This is a genomic window from Pseudomonas sp. NPDC079367 (genome assembly GCF_044542195.1).
Taxonomy (GTDB): domain Bacteria; phylum Pseudomonadota; class Gammaproteobacteria; order Pseudomonadales; family Pseudomonadaceae; genus Aquipseudomonas.
This window is the reverse complement of the sequence record NZ_JBITTW010000011.1, coordinates 70,011-88,575: the sequence shown is the minus strand read 5'-3', so window position 1 is coordinate 88,575 and position 18,565 is coordinate 70,011. Positions and strand designations below refer to the sequence as shown.

General features: G+C 61.1%; 17 protein-coding genes. 5 read left to right on the top strand and 12 right to left on the bottom strand.

The features are described 5' to 3' along the window. Window positions 1-20: 20 nt before the first annotated feature. From ACIGDJ_RS12530 to ACIGDJ_RS12510, 5 genes are all read right to left on the bottom strand, one after another. Complete coding sequence (locus ACIGDJ_RS12530) at window positions 21-767, bottom strand: penicillin-binding protein activator LpoB (protein ID WP_397479327.1); 747 nt, start codon at window positions 765-767, stop codon at window positions 21-23. Between the two features lie 3 nt (window positions 768-770). Then, window positions 771-1,358 (bottom strand): penicillin-binding protein activator LpoB, encoded by a 588-nt coding sequence (gene lpoB, locus ACIGDJ_RS12525; RefSeq protein ID WP_016772610.1) that lies wholly within the window; start codon window positions 1,356-1,358, stop codon window positions 771-773. Window positions 1,359-1,394: 36 nt separating this feature from the next. After that, entirely contained in the window at window positions 1,395-1,766 is a 372-nt protein-coding gene (locus tag ACIGDJ_RS12520; protein ID WP_016772611.1) for a YcfL family protein, read from the bottom strand. 15 nt (window positions 1,767-1,781) lie between these two features. After that, entirely contained in the window at window positions 1,782-3,176 is a 1,395-nt protein-coding gene (locus ACIGDJ_RS12515) for a COG3014 family protein (protein WP_397479326.1), read from the bottom strand. Between the two features lie 206 nt (window positions 3,177-3,382). After that, window positions 3,383-4,789, bottom strand: coding sequence for a COG3014 family protein (locus ACIGDJ_RS12510; protein ID WP_397479325.1), 1,407 nt, complete (start codon window positions 4,787-4,789; stop codon window positions 3,383-3,385). A 249-nt stretch (window positions 4,790-5,038) separates the two neighbouring features. Here ACIGDJ_RS12510 and ACIGDJ_RS12505 point away from each other — a divergent pair, with 249 nt between their 5' ends. Together ACIGDJ_RS12505 and ACIGDJ_RS12500 are read left to right on the top strand one after the other, a co-directional pair. Then, on the top strand, window positions 5,039-6,937 hold the full coding sequence (locus tag ACIGDJ_RS12505) for an FTR1 family protein (RefSeq protein WP_101161530.1): 1,899 nt from the start codon (window positions 5,039-5,041) through the stop codon (window positions 6,935-6,937). Between the two features lie 131 nt (window positions 6,938-7,068). Next, window positions 7,069-7,524: a YaiI/YqxD family protein gene (locus ACIGDJ_RS12500; protein WP_101161528.1), complete on the top strand. Its 456-nt coding sequence runs from the start codon at window positions 7,069-7,071 to the stop codon at window positions 7,522-7,524. Between the two features lie 165 nt (window positions 7,525-7,689). Here ACIGDJ_RS12500 and elbB read toward each other — a convergent pair whose 3' ends face one another. Then, the gene (elbB, locus tag ACIGDJ_RS12495) at window positions 7,690-8,358 is read right to left on the bottom strand and encodes an isoprenoid biosynthesis glyoxalase ElbB (protein WP_101161526.1); all 669 of its coding nucleotides are present in this window, start codon (window positions 8,356-8,358) and stop codon (window positions 7,690-7,692) included. Between the two features lie 167 nt (window positions 8,359-8,525). Beyond that, window positions 8,526-9,185, bottom strand: coding sequence for a DedA family protein (locus tag ACIGDJ_RS12490; protein WP_101161525.1), 660 nt, complete (start codon window positions 9,183-9,185; stop codon window positions 8,526-8,528). A gap of 207 nt (window positions 9,186-9,392) precedes the next feature. Between ACIGDJ_RS12490 and hemB the strand changes: the two genes are divergently transcribed. Both hemB and ppk1 read left to right on the top strand, forming a co-directional pair. Next, on the top strand, window positions 9,393-10,406 hold the full coding sequence (gene hemB / locus ACIGDJ_RS12485) for a porphobilinogen synthase (RefSeq protein WP_101161523.1): 1,014 nt from the start codon (window positions 9,393-9,395) through the stop codon (window positions 10,404-10,406). 18 nt (window positions 10,407-10,424) lie between these two features. Then, window positions 10,425-12,650, top strand: a complete 2,226-nt coding sequence (gene ppk1, locus ACIGDJ_RS12480; RefSeq protein WP_101161521.1) for a polyphosphate kinase 1 — start codon at window positions 10,425-10,427, stop codon at window positions 12,648-12,650. Between the two features lie 157 nt (window positions 12,651-12,807). On the opposite strand, the gene ppx is transcribed toward ppk1, so the two are convergent. The 5 genes from ppx to ACIGDJ_RS12455 form a co-directional block, all read right to left on the bottom strand. Next, a complete protein-coding gene (gene ppx / locus ACIGDJ_RS12475; protein ID WP_101161519.1) occupies window positions 12,808-14,310 on the bottom strand; it encodes an exopolyphosphatase in 1,503 nt (500 codons plus the stop codon). A 233-nt stretch (window positions 14,311-14,543) separates the two neighbouring features. After that, the gene (locus ACIGDJ_RS12470; protein ID WP_101161517.1) at window positions 14,544-15,281 is read right to left on the bottom strand and encodes an amino acid ABC transporter ATP-binding protein; all 738 of its coding nucleotides are present in this window, start codon (window positions 15,279-15,281) and stop codon (window positions 14,544-14,546) included. Next, complete coding sequence (locus ACIGDJ_RS12465; protein WP_016772621.1) at window positions 15,268-15,918, bottom strand: amino acid ABC transporter permease; 651 nt, start codon at window positions 15,916-15,918, stop codon at window positions 15,268-15,270. The genes ACIGDJ_RS12470 and ACIGDJ_RS12465 overlap by 14 nt, the downstream gene beginning before the upstream one ends. Then, on the bottom strand, window positions 15,915-16,583 hold the full coding sequence (locus ACIGDJ_RS12460; protein ID WP_397479324.1) for an amino acid ABC transporter permease: 669 nt from the start codon (window positions 16,581-16,583) through the stop codon (window positions 15,915-15,917). Before ACIGDJ_RS12460 ends, ACIGDJ_RS12465 begins: the two co-directional genes overlap by 4 nt. A 21-nt stretch (window positions 16,584-16,604) precedes the next feature. Then, complete coding sequence (locus ACIGDJ_RS12455) at window positions 16,605-17,390, bottom strand: transporter substrate-binding domain-containing protein (RefSeq protein ID WP_041476905.1); 786 nt, start codon at window positions 17,388-17,390, stop codon at window positions 16,605-16,607. A 256-nt stretch (window positions 17,391-17,646) separates the two neighbouring features. On the opposite strand from ACIGDJ_RS12455, the gene ACIGDJ_RS12450 reads away from it, so the two are divergent. Continuing rightward, window positions 17,647-18,354, top strand: coding sequence for a FadR/GntR family transcriptional regulator (locus ACIGDJ_RS12450; RefSeq protein WP_101161802.1), 708 nt, complete (start codon window positions 17,647-17,649; stop codon window positions 18,352-18,354). The last annotated feature ends 211 nt before the right edge of the window (window positions 18,355-18,565 follow it).

Here is an 18,565-nt window from a genome sequence, read left to right as displayed (position 1 = left end):
TTTTTGTTTTTGTCGGTCGGTCAGCGCAGGATCACCGGCGCCGTGTCACGCGGCAGATTATTGCGCTGCGGCGCTTCACGCGGCTGCTCATAAGAGTCACCGCCACCGAGCTGCATGCTCAATTGCCCGGCCACGTCCTCGCCCAAAGCTTTGGACACGTCACGTACGACGCGCGGACGGTTCAGCGAGATCTTGATGTCACGATGGTTCACCAGTTTGGTGTCCTGCGCTTCGCCCATCGCCGTGAAGGCCGAGGTGATCTCGTAGGTCCTGGTGTTGATCAGACTGAAATCCGCCACTAGCGTCAGGCCCAAGACCGCCGAGTAGCTGTCGGTGTGCGCCAGCTCGTTGACGTCCTGGGTGAAGTCGATGTCGGACACAGTGCCGAACAGCACGTAGTCGGCGCCTTTGAAGTTGCCGGCCTTGATGCGCTTGATCACGTCATACACATCGCCTTTGGATGAGGCGGTATAAGGCGTGCCCTGCACCAGCTGGAACATGCCGGTACGCAGGATTTCACCCTTGATGTCGCCGGTGAATTTGCGCAACTCGCCCTGTTCGATGTAGCTGGTGGTCGCTTCGATCTCGTTGTAGCTCGAAGAACCGCTGGCGCTGTAGTAACTCTCGCGGTGATTGCTCTGCGCCGAAACGATGTGGATGTATTGCTCCACACGCTCCTGATACGCCAGATCCGTCACCGCCACTTTCGGGGCCGCCTGCACGCTGAACGCGCAAGCCAGGGCCATCATGCCAATCCATGTGCGCATCGATCAACGCTCCGTGGTTTTGCGGATCTCTTTTTCGTCCATCCACTCGGCCAGACCGCTTTCGACGTCGATCAACTGCAGGCTGAATTTGTAGAAGACGTCCTTGTAGTCGCTGCTGCGCTTGACGATCGAGCTGATCGAGCCTTCGATGCGGTACTTGGCGGCAACCATGTTGCCGGTCTTGGCCACGGTGCTTTTCTTGTACAGGCCGCTCTGGTTCTGCAGCTTGAGCTGGTCAACCTGGCTCTGCATTGCATTGTTGTCACTGGCGAAGCGCGCAACACCGGTCTTCATCAACTGAGTCTTGATGCTGGTGGTGATTTCGCGGGTGTCGATGTACTCGCTGGTCTTGTTCTTCACATCGTAGACCTGAACCACCGGACGACCTTGCAGGATGCCGGACTGGGCCAGCGAGCGGGTCATCGATTCGGCGATCATTTGCAGGTCGGTCGAACCGAATTCGTTGGTCACGGTTTCAACGGCTTTGGTGTCGCCGTAACTGATGTTCTTGCTGCCCAGGGTCGGCGAAGTGTTGGCGCAACCGGAGGCCAGCAGGGCGATGACGGCGATGCAGGAAAAGCGTGCAAACATGAGAAAGCTCTCTCAATCAGAAAAAGGGTGGCGGGCTTAAGGCGTTTTGATTTCCAGACGGAAATCCACGGCTTTCGGGGTCGGAGCGATGGCTTGAATGAAGCTGGTCTGAGCGCCATACATCATCTGGCTTTTCCAGACCTCTTCTTCGGCAACCGGGAAACCTTCGGCGCCAAGCCAGGCGAAGCGGTAGTAGAAGATCTTGTTGCTGTTGAGGGTGTTGCTCAACTGCACATTGACGGTCATGAAGCCGTTTTCGCGGGCCACGCGCATGGCGCCGACGACGATGTGTTTCTGCGGCCCCATGGCCACGACTTTGCTCGCGGCGCTGCCCGGCTCAGGTGGCGGCGGGGTGGCGCAGCCTGCCAACAAGGCGAGGGCGGCGACGGCGATAATCTTCAAGCGCATTGCAAGACTCCGTTCTTAAGGTTGTTTGAGGCTGGCGACGTTGGTGGCGCCAGCGCTCGGCATTACGTGAGCAGCGATGCCGCCAGCGAACACCTGGTTGCCAACGGCGCGCAGGCTGACCACTTGATAACGCTGATCGACGGTGACCCTGACCACCGAGCCGCCCACGGCGCTCGGCAGGGTAACCTGATGCTCACCCTTTTTCAGGCGCAGGCGCACCACTTGGGTGTTGTCCGGCAGGGTGCGCCACGTACGGGTATCGGCACCTTCCAGTACCGCTGAAGAAATGCCTACGGCGAGACCGGCCAGCGGATTGGTTTCGTTGATCTGCTTTTGCGCCACGCCTTTGGTGATCGCCCGCACGGTGGTGCGCACGATGATCCCGGGCATGTCATCGCGCAGCGCGCGGCGCGACATAGCGGTGGTGCTGTTCAGCGCGGTCAGGTCAACTTGCTTGCCATCGACACCGATCTGCGCGAACGGCGCGGTGGAAGTGTCCGGTTTGATGATCGGGAACGACAGCGGGGTGATCACCACATTGTTGGAAATCGGCAACGGCAGCGGTACGCGAATCGAGTCGCGTGCCGGGGCCAGGCCGCTCTGCACTACGATCAGGATATCGCTGTCGTCAGACTTCGAAGGTTTGTCGAGGTTGACCAGCGCCTGCTCGAGCAGCGGCGTGTTCGGGCGCAATTCGGCAGCCTTGCGATAACCCGGCGCGGCCAGATCCTTCTCGCCCAGGGCTTCGTAGACGAAACCGGCGAGGTAATGGCTGAACGCGCTCTGATAGCTGTTTTTCAGGCCGACCACTTCCGGCGCGTCGAGGCTGGCAACCGGATAACCCTGAAGATCCTTGTACTGAGTCTTGATGCCTTCTTTCTCGGCCTGTTCTTCGCTCTTGAGGTATTCCTTGTCGCGCAGGTCGGCGATCACCGCTTCGCGTTCGTGGGTCTTTTTGATCGCCGTGCGGGCGCCATCGAAATCGTTGACCGCCAGCAGGTTCAGGGCCATCTGCGTGGTCAGCATGACTTTTTCGTAGTCGTAGCCTTCGTAGCGGCGCACCTTGTCGTTGACGATGAAGCTGCCGAACTGTGCCAGGTACTTGGCGGAGTCGAGCTTGACCGCGTCTTCCCACTGACCGACTACCTTGTCCGCGCTGCCCCAGGCGTTCTGGCTGCCCGACAGATCGCCCTTGGCGCGCAGCAGTTCTCCTTTCTCGAAGTAATAGAGCAGGTCTTTGTCGGTGCCGCTGTTGTTCTTTTCCAGCAGGGTCAGCGCCGCGTCGACGTTGCCGGAAGCCAGTTGCTGGTTGGTCTGGGCCAATTCGGAATCGTAGTTGCGAAACGCTGCACAGCCGGACACCAGAGTGACGGCGCTGAGCGCGAGCAGAGTGGGGGCGCGGAATGCCATGGGTACTTCTTCCCTGAGTAGCAAAACTTGCAGCCGCGGGTGCTGGTCGGGCTGGTGTGACCTATCGACGGCGGCGTTGGCCTCCTGCCAATTCCTCAAGTGTGAGGAGCTTGTGTTGCCGGCTCGCTGAGCGAGGGCGCGGCATTATAAACGCGAGGTGATGGCCATGTAATATCTTTTCGCTTTCATTATTCGGTGGTGTGCCATCACTCGTTCGCGGAATCAGGTGGGCTTGGCGCAGGTTTATGCTGTGGCACGAAGGCTGATCCAACGGTAAAAACCTGGTCGCGCAATACACGCAAATGCAGAACCTGCCGATCCTGATCGACGCGAAGTTCAAATGGGCTATCAATGGGCGCTGCCGCAAAACGGAAGGTGTGCAGGCCTTTCTTCAGGCGCAGGCGGGCGATCAGCGTCTTGTCCGGCAACGCTCGCCATGTACGGGTGTCGGCTTCTTCGAACGGATCATGCTGAGTGACGATCAACGAGGCTTTCGCCGGGTTGCGCTCGTTTTCCTGCGCTTGACCGATGGCGGCCATGTTGGCGCGGAACATCGCCCGCGAGATGATTTGCGGCATGTCGTCGCGCAGTGTGCGCATGGACATGTCGGTCACGCTGTTGATCACGGCCAGCGGCTGTTTATGGCCATCCACAGTTATATGCTTGAAATTGGGTGTGACCGAATCAGGCACCATCACCGGGAATGAAATGGGCGCGATGATGACCAGCGTTTCGTTCAGACGAACCGGGATCGGCACCTGTACGGAACTGCGAGCCGGGGCCAGCCCACTCTGGATAATCAGCAACACATCGCTTTCATCGGCTTTCGCTGGCGGTTTATCGAGATTGCGCAGGGCCTTTTGCAACAAGGGCATGTCCGGCCGCAATTCGATCGCCTGACGATAACCGGCCGCTGCCAGGGCGCGCTCGCCGAGGGCTTCGTAAGTGAAGCCGGCCAGATAGTGGCTGAACGCACTCTGGTAGCCGTTTTTCAGTTCCACGACCTGCGGCGCCTCGAGCAGGCCGACCGGATAACCCTCCAGGTCCTTGTAATGCAGGGTTTTGCCTTGGGCTTTTGCCTGTTCCTCGGCCGCTTCGTATTGCTTTTCCCGCTGGCGGGCGATCAATGCTTCGCGTTCGTGGGTTTTCCTGATGTCTGCGCGGGCGCCGGCAAAGTCATTGACGGATAGCTGGTTCAAGGCCATTTGCGTAGTCAACATGACCTTTTCGTAATCGTAGCCTTCATAGCGGCGCAGCTTGTCGTTGACCAGCATCGTGCCCATTTCGTCACCGAAGCGCGCGAGCAATTTCATTGCGCCGGACGGGTTGGCCTCCTCGCGCTGGAAGATCATCCGGTCGGCATTGCGCCAGGCGTCCTGGCTGTCGGGCAGGACACTGCCAGCGCTGAGGATCGCGCCTTTTTCCAGGTAATACAGCAGATCCTTGTCTTCCCACGGGTTGTGCAATTCCACCAGTGCCAGAGCGCCGTCAAGATTGCCCCGGGTCATTTGCTCGGTGGTCTGCTGCATTTCAAGATCGTAGTGGCGATAGGCGGCACAACCGCTCAACTGAACAGCCACGCAGAGCAGCAAAACGAACGGAAGACTGCGCATTGACCTTGATTCCTTGCACGCAATGGCTCTGGGGCGGGCAGTATAAAGTGGATGATGGCAAATGGCTGCGATCTTCATCGGGCGTGTCGAGGCAATCGGCAGCGGGCGGTGCGGCCATACTCATCGACAAACGCTGCTGCCGTCTGCCGGGTATTTCCTGCCAATCAAAGCGAAACGCCGACAAAGCTTGAGAGAAATGTCTTCGAAGTGAACAATATGTAACTTCGCATTTCCATTTGAGATTCGTTCATGACTGCCTCGTCCCGATTGCTGGCCTGGCTGCTGTTCCCGATATTGTCTCTGAGCAGCCTGCCGCTGCTGGCCGATACCGTGGAAGGCGCGCCGCAAGCGTTGCACCTGCTCGACTACATCAGTGCCGATTACCCGCCGACGGTCGCGGCAGGCAAAGTCATCGACGACGGCGAATACCGCGAACAACTGGAATTCACCCAGGTTCTGCAAGGCTTGATCACTGCGTTGCCAGCCAAACCGGAAAAAGCCGCGCTGGAGCAGGGCGTCAAGTCGTTGCATGCCGCCATCAGTGCGAAGCAGGACGGCGCCGATGTTGCCCGTCAGGCCCGGCAGTTGGGCGCGAAACTGGCCGTGGCGTATGAAGTCAGCCAAGCGCCGATCATCACCCCGGACCCGGCACGCGGTGCGCCGTTGTATGCGCAAAACTGCTCGGTGTGCCACGGCGAGACAGGCGCTGGCGACGGCCCGGCCGGCGTTGGTCTGACGCCCGCGCCGGCCAACCTGCGTGACGCCGCGCGCATGGACCATCTGAGCCTGTACGCGATCTACAGCACCCTCGGCCAAGGCGTCGAAGGCACAGACATGCCGGCGTTTGCCGATCAGCTCGATGATCGCCAGCGCTGGGATCTGGCCACCTACATCGCCGGCTTCAGTGCCGATGCGGCGGCCGCCAAGTCCGGCAAGGTCTACAACATCGCCGACCTGGCTCGGCAGACGCCGGCCGAAGTGCAGGCTGCCGAAGGCGCAGAGGTCGCGGCAACTTTCCGCGCCCAGCGTGCGCAACCGCCGCAGGTCAAGCGCGGCCCGGCGCAGTTGCTCGACTACACCGCCGCCACGCTGGACAAGAGCCTCGCGGCCTACCGCGCCGGTGAGCACGATCAGGCCTATGACCTGTCTGTCGCGGCCTATCTGGAAGGCTTCGAGCTGGTCGAGAGCTCGCTGGATAACGTCGATGCCAACGTGCGCAAGGACACCGAAAAATCGCTGATGGCGTACCGGCAGTCGCTGCAGGACGGTCTGCCTGTCGAGCAGGCCGAGCAGCGTCTGGACGCGGCCAGGGCCAAACTGAAGGACTCCGCCGGCCTGCTGGGCAGCGATGGTCTGAGCTGGTCGCTGAGCTACATCTCCGGTCTGCTGATTCTGCTGCGCGAAGGCCTGGAAGCGATTCTGGTGCTGGCGGCGATCCTCGCCTTCCTGCGCAACACCGGCCAGCAATCGGCCGTTCGCAGTGTCAACGTTGGCTGGGGCTTGGCGTTGCTGGCGGGCTTGGGTACCTGGGCGCTGGCGGCGTATGTGATCGATGTCAGCGGTTCGCAGCGTGAGTTGCTCGAAGGCGCCACGGCGCTGTTTGCCAGCGTCATGGTGCTGTGGCTTGGCGTGTGGATGCATGACCGCCGTCACGCGGCGGCCTGGCAGGATTACATCAAAAGCAGTCTGGTCGGCGGCGGTGGACGTTTCGGTTTTGCGATCCTGGCGTTCTTCTCGGTCTATCGCGAGTTGTTTGAAGTGATCCTGTTCTACGAAACCCTGTGGCTGCAGGCCGGGCCGGCCGGGCACAACGCCGTGCTGGCCGGTGGTGCGACGGCGCTGGTGCTGCTGGTTGGCCTGGCGTGGGTGATTCTGCGCGGCTCGGCGAAACTGCCGCTGACGCTATTCTTCAGCATCAACGCCGCGCTGTTGTGCGCGTTGTCGGTGGTGTTTGCCGGGCACGGCGTCAAGGCCTTGCAGGAAGCCGGGATCTTCGGCACGCGGCCGGTGGCGTTCTTTGAATTCGACTGGCTGGGGATTCATGCCGATGCCTATTCGCTGACCGCGCAGGCAGTAGCGATTGTGGCGATCGTTGTGTTGTATGGGCGCAGTTGGGTGGCGGAGAAGCGCCGGGTTTCGGCTGCCTGATTGAGCGATCCCAAAAGATCGCAGCCTTCGGCAGCTCCAACAGGGTCGTGCATGTCGCAATGTCACCCCGCGACGCGCACTCTGTCGGAGCTGCCGCAGGCTGCGATCTTTTGCTTTTAGAGGTAAAGAACATGCGTGTATGGATCGATGCCGACGCCTGCCCGCGGGCGGCGAAGGATCTGGTGGTGAAGTTCGCGCTCAAGCGCCAGTTCGAAGTGGTGCTGGTTGCCGGGCAGCCGCAGACCAAGCCGGGGCTGGCCATCGTCAAACTGATTGTGGTGCCGAGCGGGCCGGATGCTGCGGATGACTATTTGGTCGAGCACGCCGTGCCGGGCGAGCTGGTGATCTGCAGCGATATTCCGCTGGCTGATCGGCTGGTCAAGAAGGGCGTGGCGGCGCTGGATCCGCGTGGCAAGGAGTTCGATGCGCAGAACATGGGCGAACGTCTGGCGGTGCGTAATCTGTTCACCGATCTCCGGGAGCAGGGCCAGATGAGCGGCGGGCCGGCGCCGTTTGGCGAGCGCGAGAAACAGGCGTTTGCCAATGCGTTGGACCGGATTCTGACCCGGCTCATCCGCAAGCCCTGAGTCTTGCACAATGATGATCGTTCCCACGCTCTGCGTGGGAATGCAGCCTTGGACGCTCGGCGTCCGCTGCTATTGGTCGTACATCTGTGGTGAGGCCGGAACGCGGAGCGTCCCTGAATGCATTCCCACGCGGAGCGTGGGAACGATCAGGTGAAAGAAGGGGGATCAAGCGTCGTTTTCGTGGGTCAGTTCGAGCACGCGGTCGACCAGTTTGTTGATGCCCGAAGCCGCTTCACTGATGGTCTGCGCCAGCATGTAGGCCGGGGTGGTGACCAGTTTGCGCGCCTTGTCTTCGACGATCTCGGTCACGGCGCACTCTTCGTGGGTCGCGCCCATTTTGCTCATCGCCGCGGCGGTATCGGCATCGTTACCGATGGTGCAAGTCACTCCGGGGCCGTAGATTTTCGCTGCCAGCGCCGGGGAGATGCAGATCAGCCCGACCGGTTTGCCCGCTTCGGCAAATGCCTCGGCCAGGGCCAGCACTTCCGGTTGCACGGTGCAGCCGGCGCCTTCGATGGCGAAGTTCGACAGGTTCTTCGCCGCGCCAAATCCGCCGGGCACGATCAGTGCGTCGAAGTCTTCGACGTCGGCGTCGCGGATATCCTTGACGTTGCCCCGGGCAATCCGCGCCGATTCCACCAGCACGTTGCGCGATTCCGGCATTTCTTCGCCGGTCAGGTGGTTGATCACATGCAATTGCGCAATGTTCGGCGCAAAGCACTGCACCTGCGCGCCGCGCTGGTCGAGGCGCAGCAGGGTGATGACACTTTCCTGGATTTCGGCGCCGTCGTACACGCCGCTGCCGGACAGGATCACTGCAACTTTTTTGCTCATGGGCTTCTCTCCAGATTCATGGCGCTCAATGTCCCTTAAATCGTCGCGCGTGGCCATAGGGGCATGGGCGACGCGCGCGGGGGCAGAGCGCTCTCTCAATGGATCGCAACGGCGACGGGGTGTTCATTATTTGCCTGGACTGCGCCTGGCAGCTGCCAGCGAACGGTTTATTCGGCTGGCGTTTTTGGCTCGGCAGGATTGTTCGTTTCGGCCAGCGGCAACTGCTCGGCCGCAGCGGCTTTGGCGAGCTGCTCGTCCTGATGGATTTTCTTCGCCAGTTGCGCATTCTTGAAGCGGCGCCGCAGCCACAGGCCCAGCCCGAGGATCAGCAAGGCGCCGAGCACCCACAGCTCGTACTTCTTGATGCTGCCGAGCATGCCTTCCAGCACTGCACCGAAGTGATAAGCCGCCGCAGCCAGGGCGGTGGCCCAGATCGCCGCGCCGATGCCGTTGAGCAGCAGGTAGCGTCCCGGCGGATAACCGGACAAACCGATTGCCACCGGCATCACCGTGCGCAGGCCGTAGACGAAGCGGAAGCTCAGGACCCAGATGTCCGGATGCTTGCGGATGTGCTCCAGCGCGCGGTCGCCCATCAGCTGCCAGCGCGGTTTGCGCGCGAGCAATTTGCGCCCGTGCTTGCGCCCCAGGAAGTACCACAGCTGATCGCCGGCATAGCTGCCGAAGAACGCCACGACCACCACCAGGTTGATGTCCATGTATCCACGGAACGCGAGGAAGCCTGCGAGCACCAGGATGGTTTCGCCTTCGAAGAACGTGCCGAGGAACAAGGCAAAGTAGCCAAAGTCGTGCAGAAATTGTTGGAGCATTGTCTGGGTGCTGGCGAAATGAACGCGCAGCCTAACCCTTCAGGCACATTCGTGAAAGTATCGAAATGTGTCTCGACGTGAACAATTCCTACACTGAGAATGGAATGCGGCTACCTGTCACAGGTCTCACACAACTGTCATCCGTTCGTCATAATGGCCGTCTATAACTGTCACGCTCGCCCGTTTGCGCGGGCTCAGGAGTCTGCCGTGAGCTTTACCCCCGCCAATCGTCTGTTCCCTGCCACCCGTTTGCGCCGCAATCGCCGTGATGATTTTTCCCGGCGATTGGTGCGTGAAAACGTGCTGACCGTCGATGATCTGATCTTGCCGGTGTTTGTACTCGACGGTGAAAACCGCCGCGAAGCCGTGGCCTCGATGCCGGGCGTCGAGCGACTGACGATTGATCTGCTGCTTGAAGAAGCCGCCAAGTGGGTCGAGCTGGGCATTCCAGCGCTGGCACTGTTCCCGGTCACGCCGCCTGACCTGAAATCCCTTGATGCCGCCGAAGCCTGGAATCCGCAAGGCATCGCCCAGCGCGCCACGCGCGCCCTGCGTGAGCGTTTTCCGGAACTTGGCGTAATCACCGATGTGGCGCTGGACCCATTCACCACCCACGGTCAGGACGGCATTCTCGACGAAGACGGTTACGTGCAGAACGACATCACCGTCGATGCGCTGGTACGTCAGGCGCTGTCCCACGCTGAAGCGGGCGCGCAGGTCGTCGCGCCATCGGACATGATGGATGGCCGCATCCAGGCGATTCGTGAAGCGCTGGAAATCGCCGGTCACGTCAACGTGCGCATCATGGCCTACTCGGCCAAGTACGCCAGCGCCTATTACGGGCCGTTTCGCGATGCGGTGGGTTCGGCGTCGAACCTCGGCAAGGCGAACAAGGCTTCTTATCAGATGGACCCCGCCAACAGCGACGAAGCGCTGCACGAAGTCGGTGCGGACTTGTCCGAAGGCGCGGACATGGTCATGGTCAAGCCGGGCATGCCCTACCTGGACATTCTTTTTCGGGTCAAAGATGCCTTCAAGGTGCCGACCTTCGTCTATCAGGTCAGTGGCGAATACGCCATGCACATGGCCGCTATACAGAATGGCTGGTTGAGCGAAGCGGTGATCCTTGAGTCACTGACCGCCTTTAAACGTGCCGGTGCAGATGGCATCCTGACTTACTTTGCCGTTCGTGCCGCTCAATTGTTACGAGAGCAGAAATAGCCCTCCCAGGAACATTCCATGAATACCGAAGGACTCACTGAAGTTGCCGTAAAAGAAGCTCAGCCGGTGGTCGAGCAAATCACCGAAACGCCGCCGGAACTGGAGCCCGCGCCACCCGCGCCGGTTGCCGAAACCGCCGCGGCGGTGCCGGCGATCGCTATTCCCGGCCTGGATGACAGCAGCCTGTACATCCACCGCGAGCTTTCGCAATTGCAGTTCAACATCCGCGTGCTGGAACAGGCGCTGGACGAGTCCTACCCGTTGCTGGAGCGGCTGAAGTTTCTGTTGATCTTCTCCAGCAACCTCGACGAATTCTTCGAGATCCGCGTCGCCGGGCTGAAAAAGCAGATCACCTTCGCCCGCGAACAGGCCGGCGCCGATGGCCTGCAGCCGCATCAGGCGCTGGCGCGGATCAGCGAGCTGGTTCACGGTCACGTCGACCGCCAGTACGCGATCCTCAACGACATCCTGCTGCCGGAGCTGGAAAAGCATCAGGTGCGCTTCATCCGTCGGCGTAACTGGACGACCAAGCTCAAGACCTGGGTCCGCCGTTATTTCCGCGACGAAATCGCGCCGATCATCACCCCGATCGGCCTCGACCCGACACACCCGTTCCCGCTGCTGGTGAACAAGAGCCTGAACTTCATCGTCGAACTCGAAGGCATCGATGCCTTCGGGCGCGACTCGGGTCTGGCGATCATTCCGGCGCCGCGTCTGCTGCCACGGATCATCAAGGTGCCGGAAGAAGTCGGCGGCGCCGGCGACAACTACGTGTTCCTGTCGTCGATGATCCACGCCCACGCCGATGACCTGTTCCAAGGCATGAAGGTAAAAGGCTGCTACCAGTTCCGGCTGACCCGAAACGCCGACCTGGCGCTCGACTCCGAAGACGTCGAAGACCTGGCCCGCGCGCTGCGCGGCGAGTTGTTCTCGCGGCGTTACGGCGACGCTGTGCGTCTGGAAGTCGCCGACACTTGCCCGAAACATCTCTCTGACTACCTGCTCAAGCAGTTCAACCTGAGCGAGACCGAGCTGTATCAGGTCAACGGTCCGGTCAACCTGACGCGGCTGTTCAGCATCACCGGTCTGGACAGCCACCCGGAACTGCAATACACGCCGTTCACCCCGCAGATTCCGAAACTGCTGCAGAACAGCGAAAACATTTTCAGCGTGGTCAGCAAGCAGGACATCCTCTTGCTGCACCCCTTCGAGTCGTTCACCCCGGTGGTCGACCTGCTGCGTCAGGCCGCGAAAGACCCGCATGTGTTGGCCGTACGGCAAACGCTTTATCGCTCCGGCGCCAACTCCGAGATCGTCGATGCGCTGGTGGATGCCGCGCGTAACGGCAAGGAAGTCACTGCGGTGATCGAGCTGCGTGCGCGCTTTGACGAAGAGTCCAACCTGCAACTGGCCAGCCGTCTGCAAGCGGCCGGTGCGGTGGTGATCTACGGCGTGGTCGGCTTCAAGACCCACGCCAAGATGATGCTGATCCTGCGCCGTGAGGCTGGCGAGATCGTCCGTTATGCGCATCTCGGCACCGGCAACTACCACGCCGGTAACGCCAAGCTTTACACCGACTACAGCCTGCTGACCTCCGATGACGCTTTGTGCGAAGACGTTGGCAAACTGTTCAGCCAGTTGATCGGCATGGGCAAGACGCTGCGCATGAAAAAGCTGCTGCATGCGCCGTTCACCCTGAAGAAGGGCATGCTCGACATGATTGCCCGCGAGACGCAGTTCGCCCTCGAAGGCAAACCGGCGCACATCATCGCCAAGTTCAACTCGCTGACTGATCCGAAAATCATCCGGGCGTTGTACAAGGCCAGCCAGTCCGGGGTACGCATCGATTTGGTGGTGCGCGGCATGTGCTGCCTGCGTCCGGGCATCGCCGGGGTCTCGCACAACATTCATGTGCGCTCGATCATTGGCCGCTTCCTTGAGCACACGCGGGTGTTCTACTTCCTCAATGGCGGCGACGAGCAGATGTTCCTCTCCAGCGCCGACTGGATGGAGCGCAACCTCGACAAGCGTGTCGAGACTTGCTTCCCGGTGGAAGGCAAGAAGCTGCTGACCCGCGTCAAGAAGGAGCTGGAGCTGTACCTGACCGACAACACCCACAGCTGGAGCCTGCAGTCGGACGGCCGCTACATCCGCAACACGCCAACGGGTAACCAGAACCCGCGCAGTGCGCAGGCGACGTTGCTGGAGCGGTTGGGCAGCCCGATTTTGCCGGTGAGCAGCTGACCGTCAGCCCAATAAAAAAGGCGATCCCTCGGGATCGCCTTTTTTGTACCTGAGACATCAACCTGTAGGAGCTGTCGAGTGCAACGAGGCTGCGATTTTTTGATCTTGATCTTGAGGATCAAAAGATCGCAGCCTTCGGCAGCTCCCACAGACGCGTTCAGTGCACCGTGAGAACGATCCCCACCCGCGTCAGCCAATCCGCTTCGAGGCCGAAATCCGCCTGAGTCAGCTGATTTTCATCCAGCCAGTTCTCCGGAAATTCCACATCGAGATGGTCGCCATTGGCATGCAGCACCACCTGTGGCATTGCCTGGGTTCCGCGAATGTGATGGAACAGAATCGCAAACCGCAGCAGCACGCACAGGCGAATCAACTTGATGCCGTCGTCGCCGAACTCGGCGAACTTGTCTTTGGGAATGTTGCGACGGTGGCCGCGCACCAGGAGCGCGAGCATCTGCTGGTCTTCGCGGGAGAAGCCGGCCAGGTCTGAGTGCTCGATCAGGTAGGCACCGTGCTTGTGGTAGTGATAGTGAGCGATGTCGAGGCCGACTTCGTGCACTTTCGCCGCCCAACCGAGCAGTTCGCGCCAGATGCCGTCATCCAGTTCCCAGTCCACGGCAACCTGATCGAACGCGTGCAGGGCTTTGCGCTCGACGCGTGCCGCCTGTTCCAGATCGACGTGATAGCGCTCCATCAGCGAGGTCAGGGTGCGTTCGCGCACGTCTTCGTGATGATGGCGGCCGAGCAGGTCGTAGAGCACCCCTTCGCGCAGCGCGCCTTCGCAGTGATCCATGCGTTGCAGTTCCAGGGCATCGAAGATCGCTTCGAGAATCGCCAGGCCTGCCGGGAAAATTGCCCGGCGATCAGGCTTGATGCCTTCGAAATCGATCTTGTCGGCGTCGCCGAGTTTGAACAGCTTGCGCTTGAGCCATGCCAGGCCTTCGGCGTTGACTTCCCCGCTGCCGTGGCCGCCGGCCTTCAGTGCCAGGCCTATGGCGCGGATGGTGCCGGAGGAGCCGATGGCTTCATCCCAGGTCAGGCGATGCAGGGCGTGTTCGATGCTCATGATTTCCAGGCGCGCCGCCGTATAAGCCTGGGCGTAGCGGGCCGGGGTGATCTTGCCGTCCTTGAAGTAGCGCTGGGTGAAACTCACGCAGCCCATTTGCAGGCTTTCGCGCAGCAACGGCTCGAAACGCTGGCCGATGATGAATTCGGTGCTGCCGCCGCCAATGTCGGCGACCAAACGTTTGCCTGGGGTGTCGGCGAGCGTGTGCGACACGCCGAGATAGATCAGGCGCGCTTCTTCACGGCCGGAGATGACTTCTACCGTATGCCCGAGAATTTCCTCGGCACGGCGGATGAATTCGCCACGGTTGCGCGCTTCACGCAAGGCGTTGGTGCCGACGATGCGCACGGCGCCGAGCGGCATACCGTTGATCAGTTGGGCAAAGCGCTTGAGGCAATCGAGGCCGCGCTGCATCGATTCTTCGTTGAGCTGGCGCGCATCGTCGATGCCGGCGGCCAGTTGCACCTTTTCGCCGAGGCGCTCGAGGATGCGGATTTCGCCGTTCTGGGCCTTGGCCACGACCATGTGAAAGCTGTTGGAGCCCAGGTCGATTGCGGCGATCAGGGACAGATTCTTGGCTTGGGATTGCGGCATGGTCAGGGGGTCTCGGTCGATAACCCCGACATCGTGCCACGATCAAACGCTGGCGCCAACGCGCATGGTTCAAACCGTTGATTCAGCGCAGAAAGTCTTGAGGCCGCAGCCTGATCGTTCCCACGCTCTGCGTGGGAATGCCTCACCGGACGCTCTGCGTCCGCTTTTGGAACGCGGAGCGTCCCGGGCTGCATTCCCACGCGGAGCGTGGGAACGATCAGGATGGGGCAGATTCAGGCAGTCGCTTCCACGGTGCCAATAAAATTCGCCAGCTCCGCCGTCTGCGGGTTGGCGAACAACACCTTCGGATCGCCCACTTCATGCACTTTGCCGTGGTGCATGAACACCAGCTTGTCACCGACCTCGCGGGCAAAGCGCATTTCGTGGGTGACCATGATCAGCGTCATGCCTTCCCTGGCCAATTGCCGCACCACGCTGAGCACTTCATTGACCAGCTCAGGGTCGAGTGCCGAAGTGATTTCATCGCACAGCAACACCTTCGGCGACATCGCCAAGGCCCGCGCAATCGCCACGCGCTGCTGCTGGCCGCCGGACAGCCGATCCGGAAAGGCATCGAATTTCTCGCCCAGACCGACCCGCTCCAACATCTGGCGCGCCAGTTCGGCTGCCTTGGCCTTGGGTACTTTCTGCACCACTTGCGGCGCGAGCATGACGTTTTCGCCGACGGTCAGGTGCGGGAACAAATTGAACTGTTGAAAGACCATGCCGACCTTCTGCCGCAGGCTGCGCAGATCGGCGCGGGCGGCGTCGAGGTATTCGCCGTCGACTTCGATCACCCCGTCGTTGATCGACTCCAGCCCATTGAGCGTGCGCAACAGGGTCGATTTGCCCGAGCCACTGCGGCCGATGATCGCCACGACCTGGCCTTCCTCCACGCTGAGGTCGATGCCTTTGAGCACGTGGTGATCGCCGTAGTATTTATGCAGGGCGGAAATTCTAAGCAGAGGCATGCAGTCTCCTTTCCAGGTAGCGCGCACTGAGGGACAAGGGGTAGCAGAGCAGGAAGTAGCCGAGGGCGACGAGGCCGTAGACCATGAACGGTTCGAACGTGGCATTGGCGAGCATGCCGCCGGTCTTGGTCAGTTCGGTGAAGCCGATGATCGACGTCACCGCTGTGCCTTTGACCACTTGCACCGAAAAGCCCACGGTGGGCGCCACAGCGATGCGCAGCGCTTGCGGCAGAATCACGTAGCGCAATTGCTCGAGCGGATTGAGCGCCAGGCTCGACGAGGCTTCCCACTGGCCATGGGGAATCGCCTCGACGCAACCGCGCCAGATCTCCGCCAGATAGGCGCTGGTGAACAAGGTCAGAGCGATCGCAGCAGCCATCCACGGCGAAATCTCGATCCCGGCCAGCGCCACACCGAAGAACACCAGAAACAGTTGCATCAACAGTGGCGTGCCCTGAAACAGCTCGATCCAGGTGCGGGCGATGCTGCTTGGCAACGTGTTCTTCGAGATGCGCATCACCAGAATCAACAGGCCGACGAGGCCGCCGCCAATGAACGCCACCAGCGACAACGCCAGCGTCCATTGCAGGCCGGTGAGCAGGTTGCGCAGGATGTCCCAGAAAGTGAAATCGCTCATTGGCTGCTCCTCGCAATGAAGCGGCGGCCGACCCAGTTGAGCAACTGGCGGATCAGTAGTGCCATGCACAAATAGATCAAGGTGGTCAGCGCATAGGTTTCAAAGGCGCGGAAGTTGCGCGATTGAATGAAGTTGGCGGCGAAGCTCAATTCTTCCGTGGCGATTTGCGAACACACCGCCGAACCGAGCATGACGATGATGATCTGGCTGCTCAGCGCCGGCCAGACCTTGCCCAGCGCCGGCAGCAGCACGACATGGCGGAACGCTTCGAAGCGCGTCATCGCCAGTGCCGCAGCCGCTTCCAGCTGCCCGCGCGGGATCGCCTGGATGCCGGCGCGGATGATTTCGGTCGAATAGGCGCCAAGGTTGATCACCATCGCCAGCACCGCCGCCTGCCACTCGGAGACCTGCACGCCGAGCGATGGCAGGCCAAAGAAGATGAAGAACAGTTGCACCAGAAACGGCGTGTTGCGGATCAACTCGACGTAGACACCGAAGATTGCCGAGAACGGGCGGATCTGCCACGCCCGCACCAGCGCGCCGACAATCCCGAGGCCGACCCCGAGCAACGCGCCGATGGCCGTCAGCTCAAGGGTGAACAGCGCGCCGCGCAGCAGCAGGTCGGTGTTTTCCACCACCGGCAGGAAATCGAACTGATAAGCCATGAAGGTCTCCCGCGCAGTCGATCAGAGATCGGCCGGCAGCGGCTCTTTCAGCCAGGTCTGCGAGTTCTTTTCCAGCGCGCCGTCAGCCTTGGCGGTGTTGAGAATGTCGTTGACCTTGGCCAGCAAGGCCGCCTCGTTCTTGTTCACACCGACGTAGACCGGCGAATCCTTGAGCTTCACTTTCAGCGCCGGTACGCGCTTGGGGTTCTTCTCGCTGATGGCGACCATCACCACGTTGCCGCTGGCGATCAGGTCGACTTGCCCTGCGAGGTAGGCGGCGATAGTCGAGTTGTTGTCCTCGAAGCGCTTGATAGTCACGCCTTCGGGGGCGACTTTGCTCAGTTCGATGTCTTCGATGGCGCCACGGGTGACGCTGATGGTCTTGCCCTTGAGGTCGTCGAGGCTGGTGATCGCAGCGTCTGGCGGACCGAACACGGCGAGGTAGAACGGCGCATAGGCGCGGGAGAAGTCGATGACCTTCTCGCGCTCGGGGTTTTTGCCGAGGCTGGAAATCACCAGATCAACCTTGCCGGTGGTCAGGAACGGGATACGGTTGGTGCTGTTGACCGGGGTCAGTTCGAGCTTGACCTTGAGTTGGTCGGCGAGCAGTTTCGCCGTGTCGATATCCAGACCGCGCGGTTTCATGTCCGGGCCGACCGAGCCGAACGGCGGGAAGTCCTGGGGCACAGCAACTTTCAGCGTGCCGCGTTTGACCACGTCGTCCAGACCGTCGGCGTGAGCGGGGGCCTGGCACAGCAGCAGGCCGGCAAACAGGGAAGCGAGGAGGGCGCTGTAACGCTGGGTCATGGACAATCTCCGGATCGGCGGGAAGTGGTTGCTGCGATCGGACAGAGCATGGGCCGTGCCAACAGGCGGATTTCGCCCCGGCAGGCCGCAGTAGCAGCGGCTTCGTTCGGTCTTACTGGTCTGAACAGTCAGCTCGGTTTGCGCACTGCGATGGCGCATCGGCTGCGCGCGCCGAACCCCGCTGGGGCACGACTTGCCGGACTCGGCGAATAGCTTTACAACTAGCCGCACCTTGGCCCTGACGCGTCCGCAAACCATGAATTCGATCTCTCGCGCCGTACCCGAAGTGGCGCTGCAAGCGATCCGCAAACTGATCACCGAACAGGGCTTCGGCGCCGGCGATGCCTTGCCCTCGCAACGGGATCTGGCCCTGCAACTGGGCGTCAGCCGCGCGTCGTTGCGTGAAGCGCTGTCCTCGCTGAGTGCGCTGGGCGTGGTCAGTATCCAGCCGGGCAAAGGGGTCTTCGTGCAGGCGCCAGTGGAACTGACGAATGGCGAAAGCGCACCGGGCTGGGCGTTTGCGGCGCAGGCCTCGCCGCTGGATATCTTTCAGTTGCGCTATGCACTGGAAGGATTTGCGGCGGGGCTGGCGGCGGTGACGCTGAGCACGTTTGATCTGGATGCGCTGGAAGACAACGTCGCGGCGATGCGTGAGCAATTACGCGCCGGCGATTTCGAAGCGGCGGCGACACTCGACTTCGAATTTCACCGGCGCATCCTGCTGGCCAGCGGCAATCAGGCGATGCTGAGCATTCTCACCGCCAGCGCCGAGATCTTCCTCGAGAGTCAGAAACTGCCGTTCATCCGCGCCGAGCGCGCCATGGAAACCTGGCAGGAACACCGCAAGATCCTCCGCGCCCTGGCGCGCCGCGCGTCGGGGGCGGCGCAGAAAGCCATGCAAGAACACGTGCGCAACGCTGCCCTGCGCACCGGAATCGCCTTCATCGCTCCCGCCGCCGGCTGACTTGAATCATACCCAAACTCATCAGTCACCATAGCAACACTCAATCAACTGCGGCTTCCTGAACACGGGAAGGGCGGCTATGATGGGCCACGTTTTTTTGCTTACAACCTGGAGAATTCCATTTGCAGCGGAGTGGTAAAAACAGTTAGGCGAGGGTGGGTACTAACCCTACTTAAGAAAGGCCGAGGCCGAGGGCATGTCGAAGTCGGGG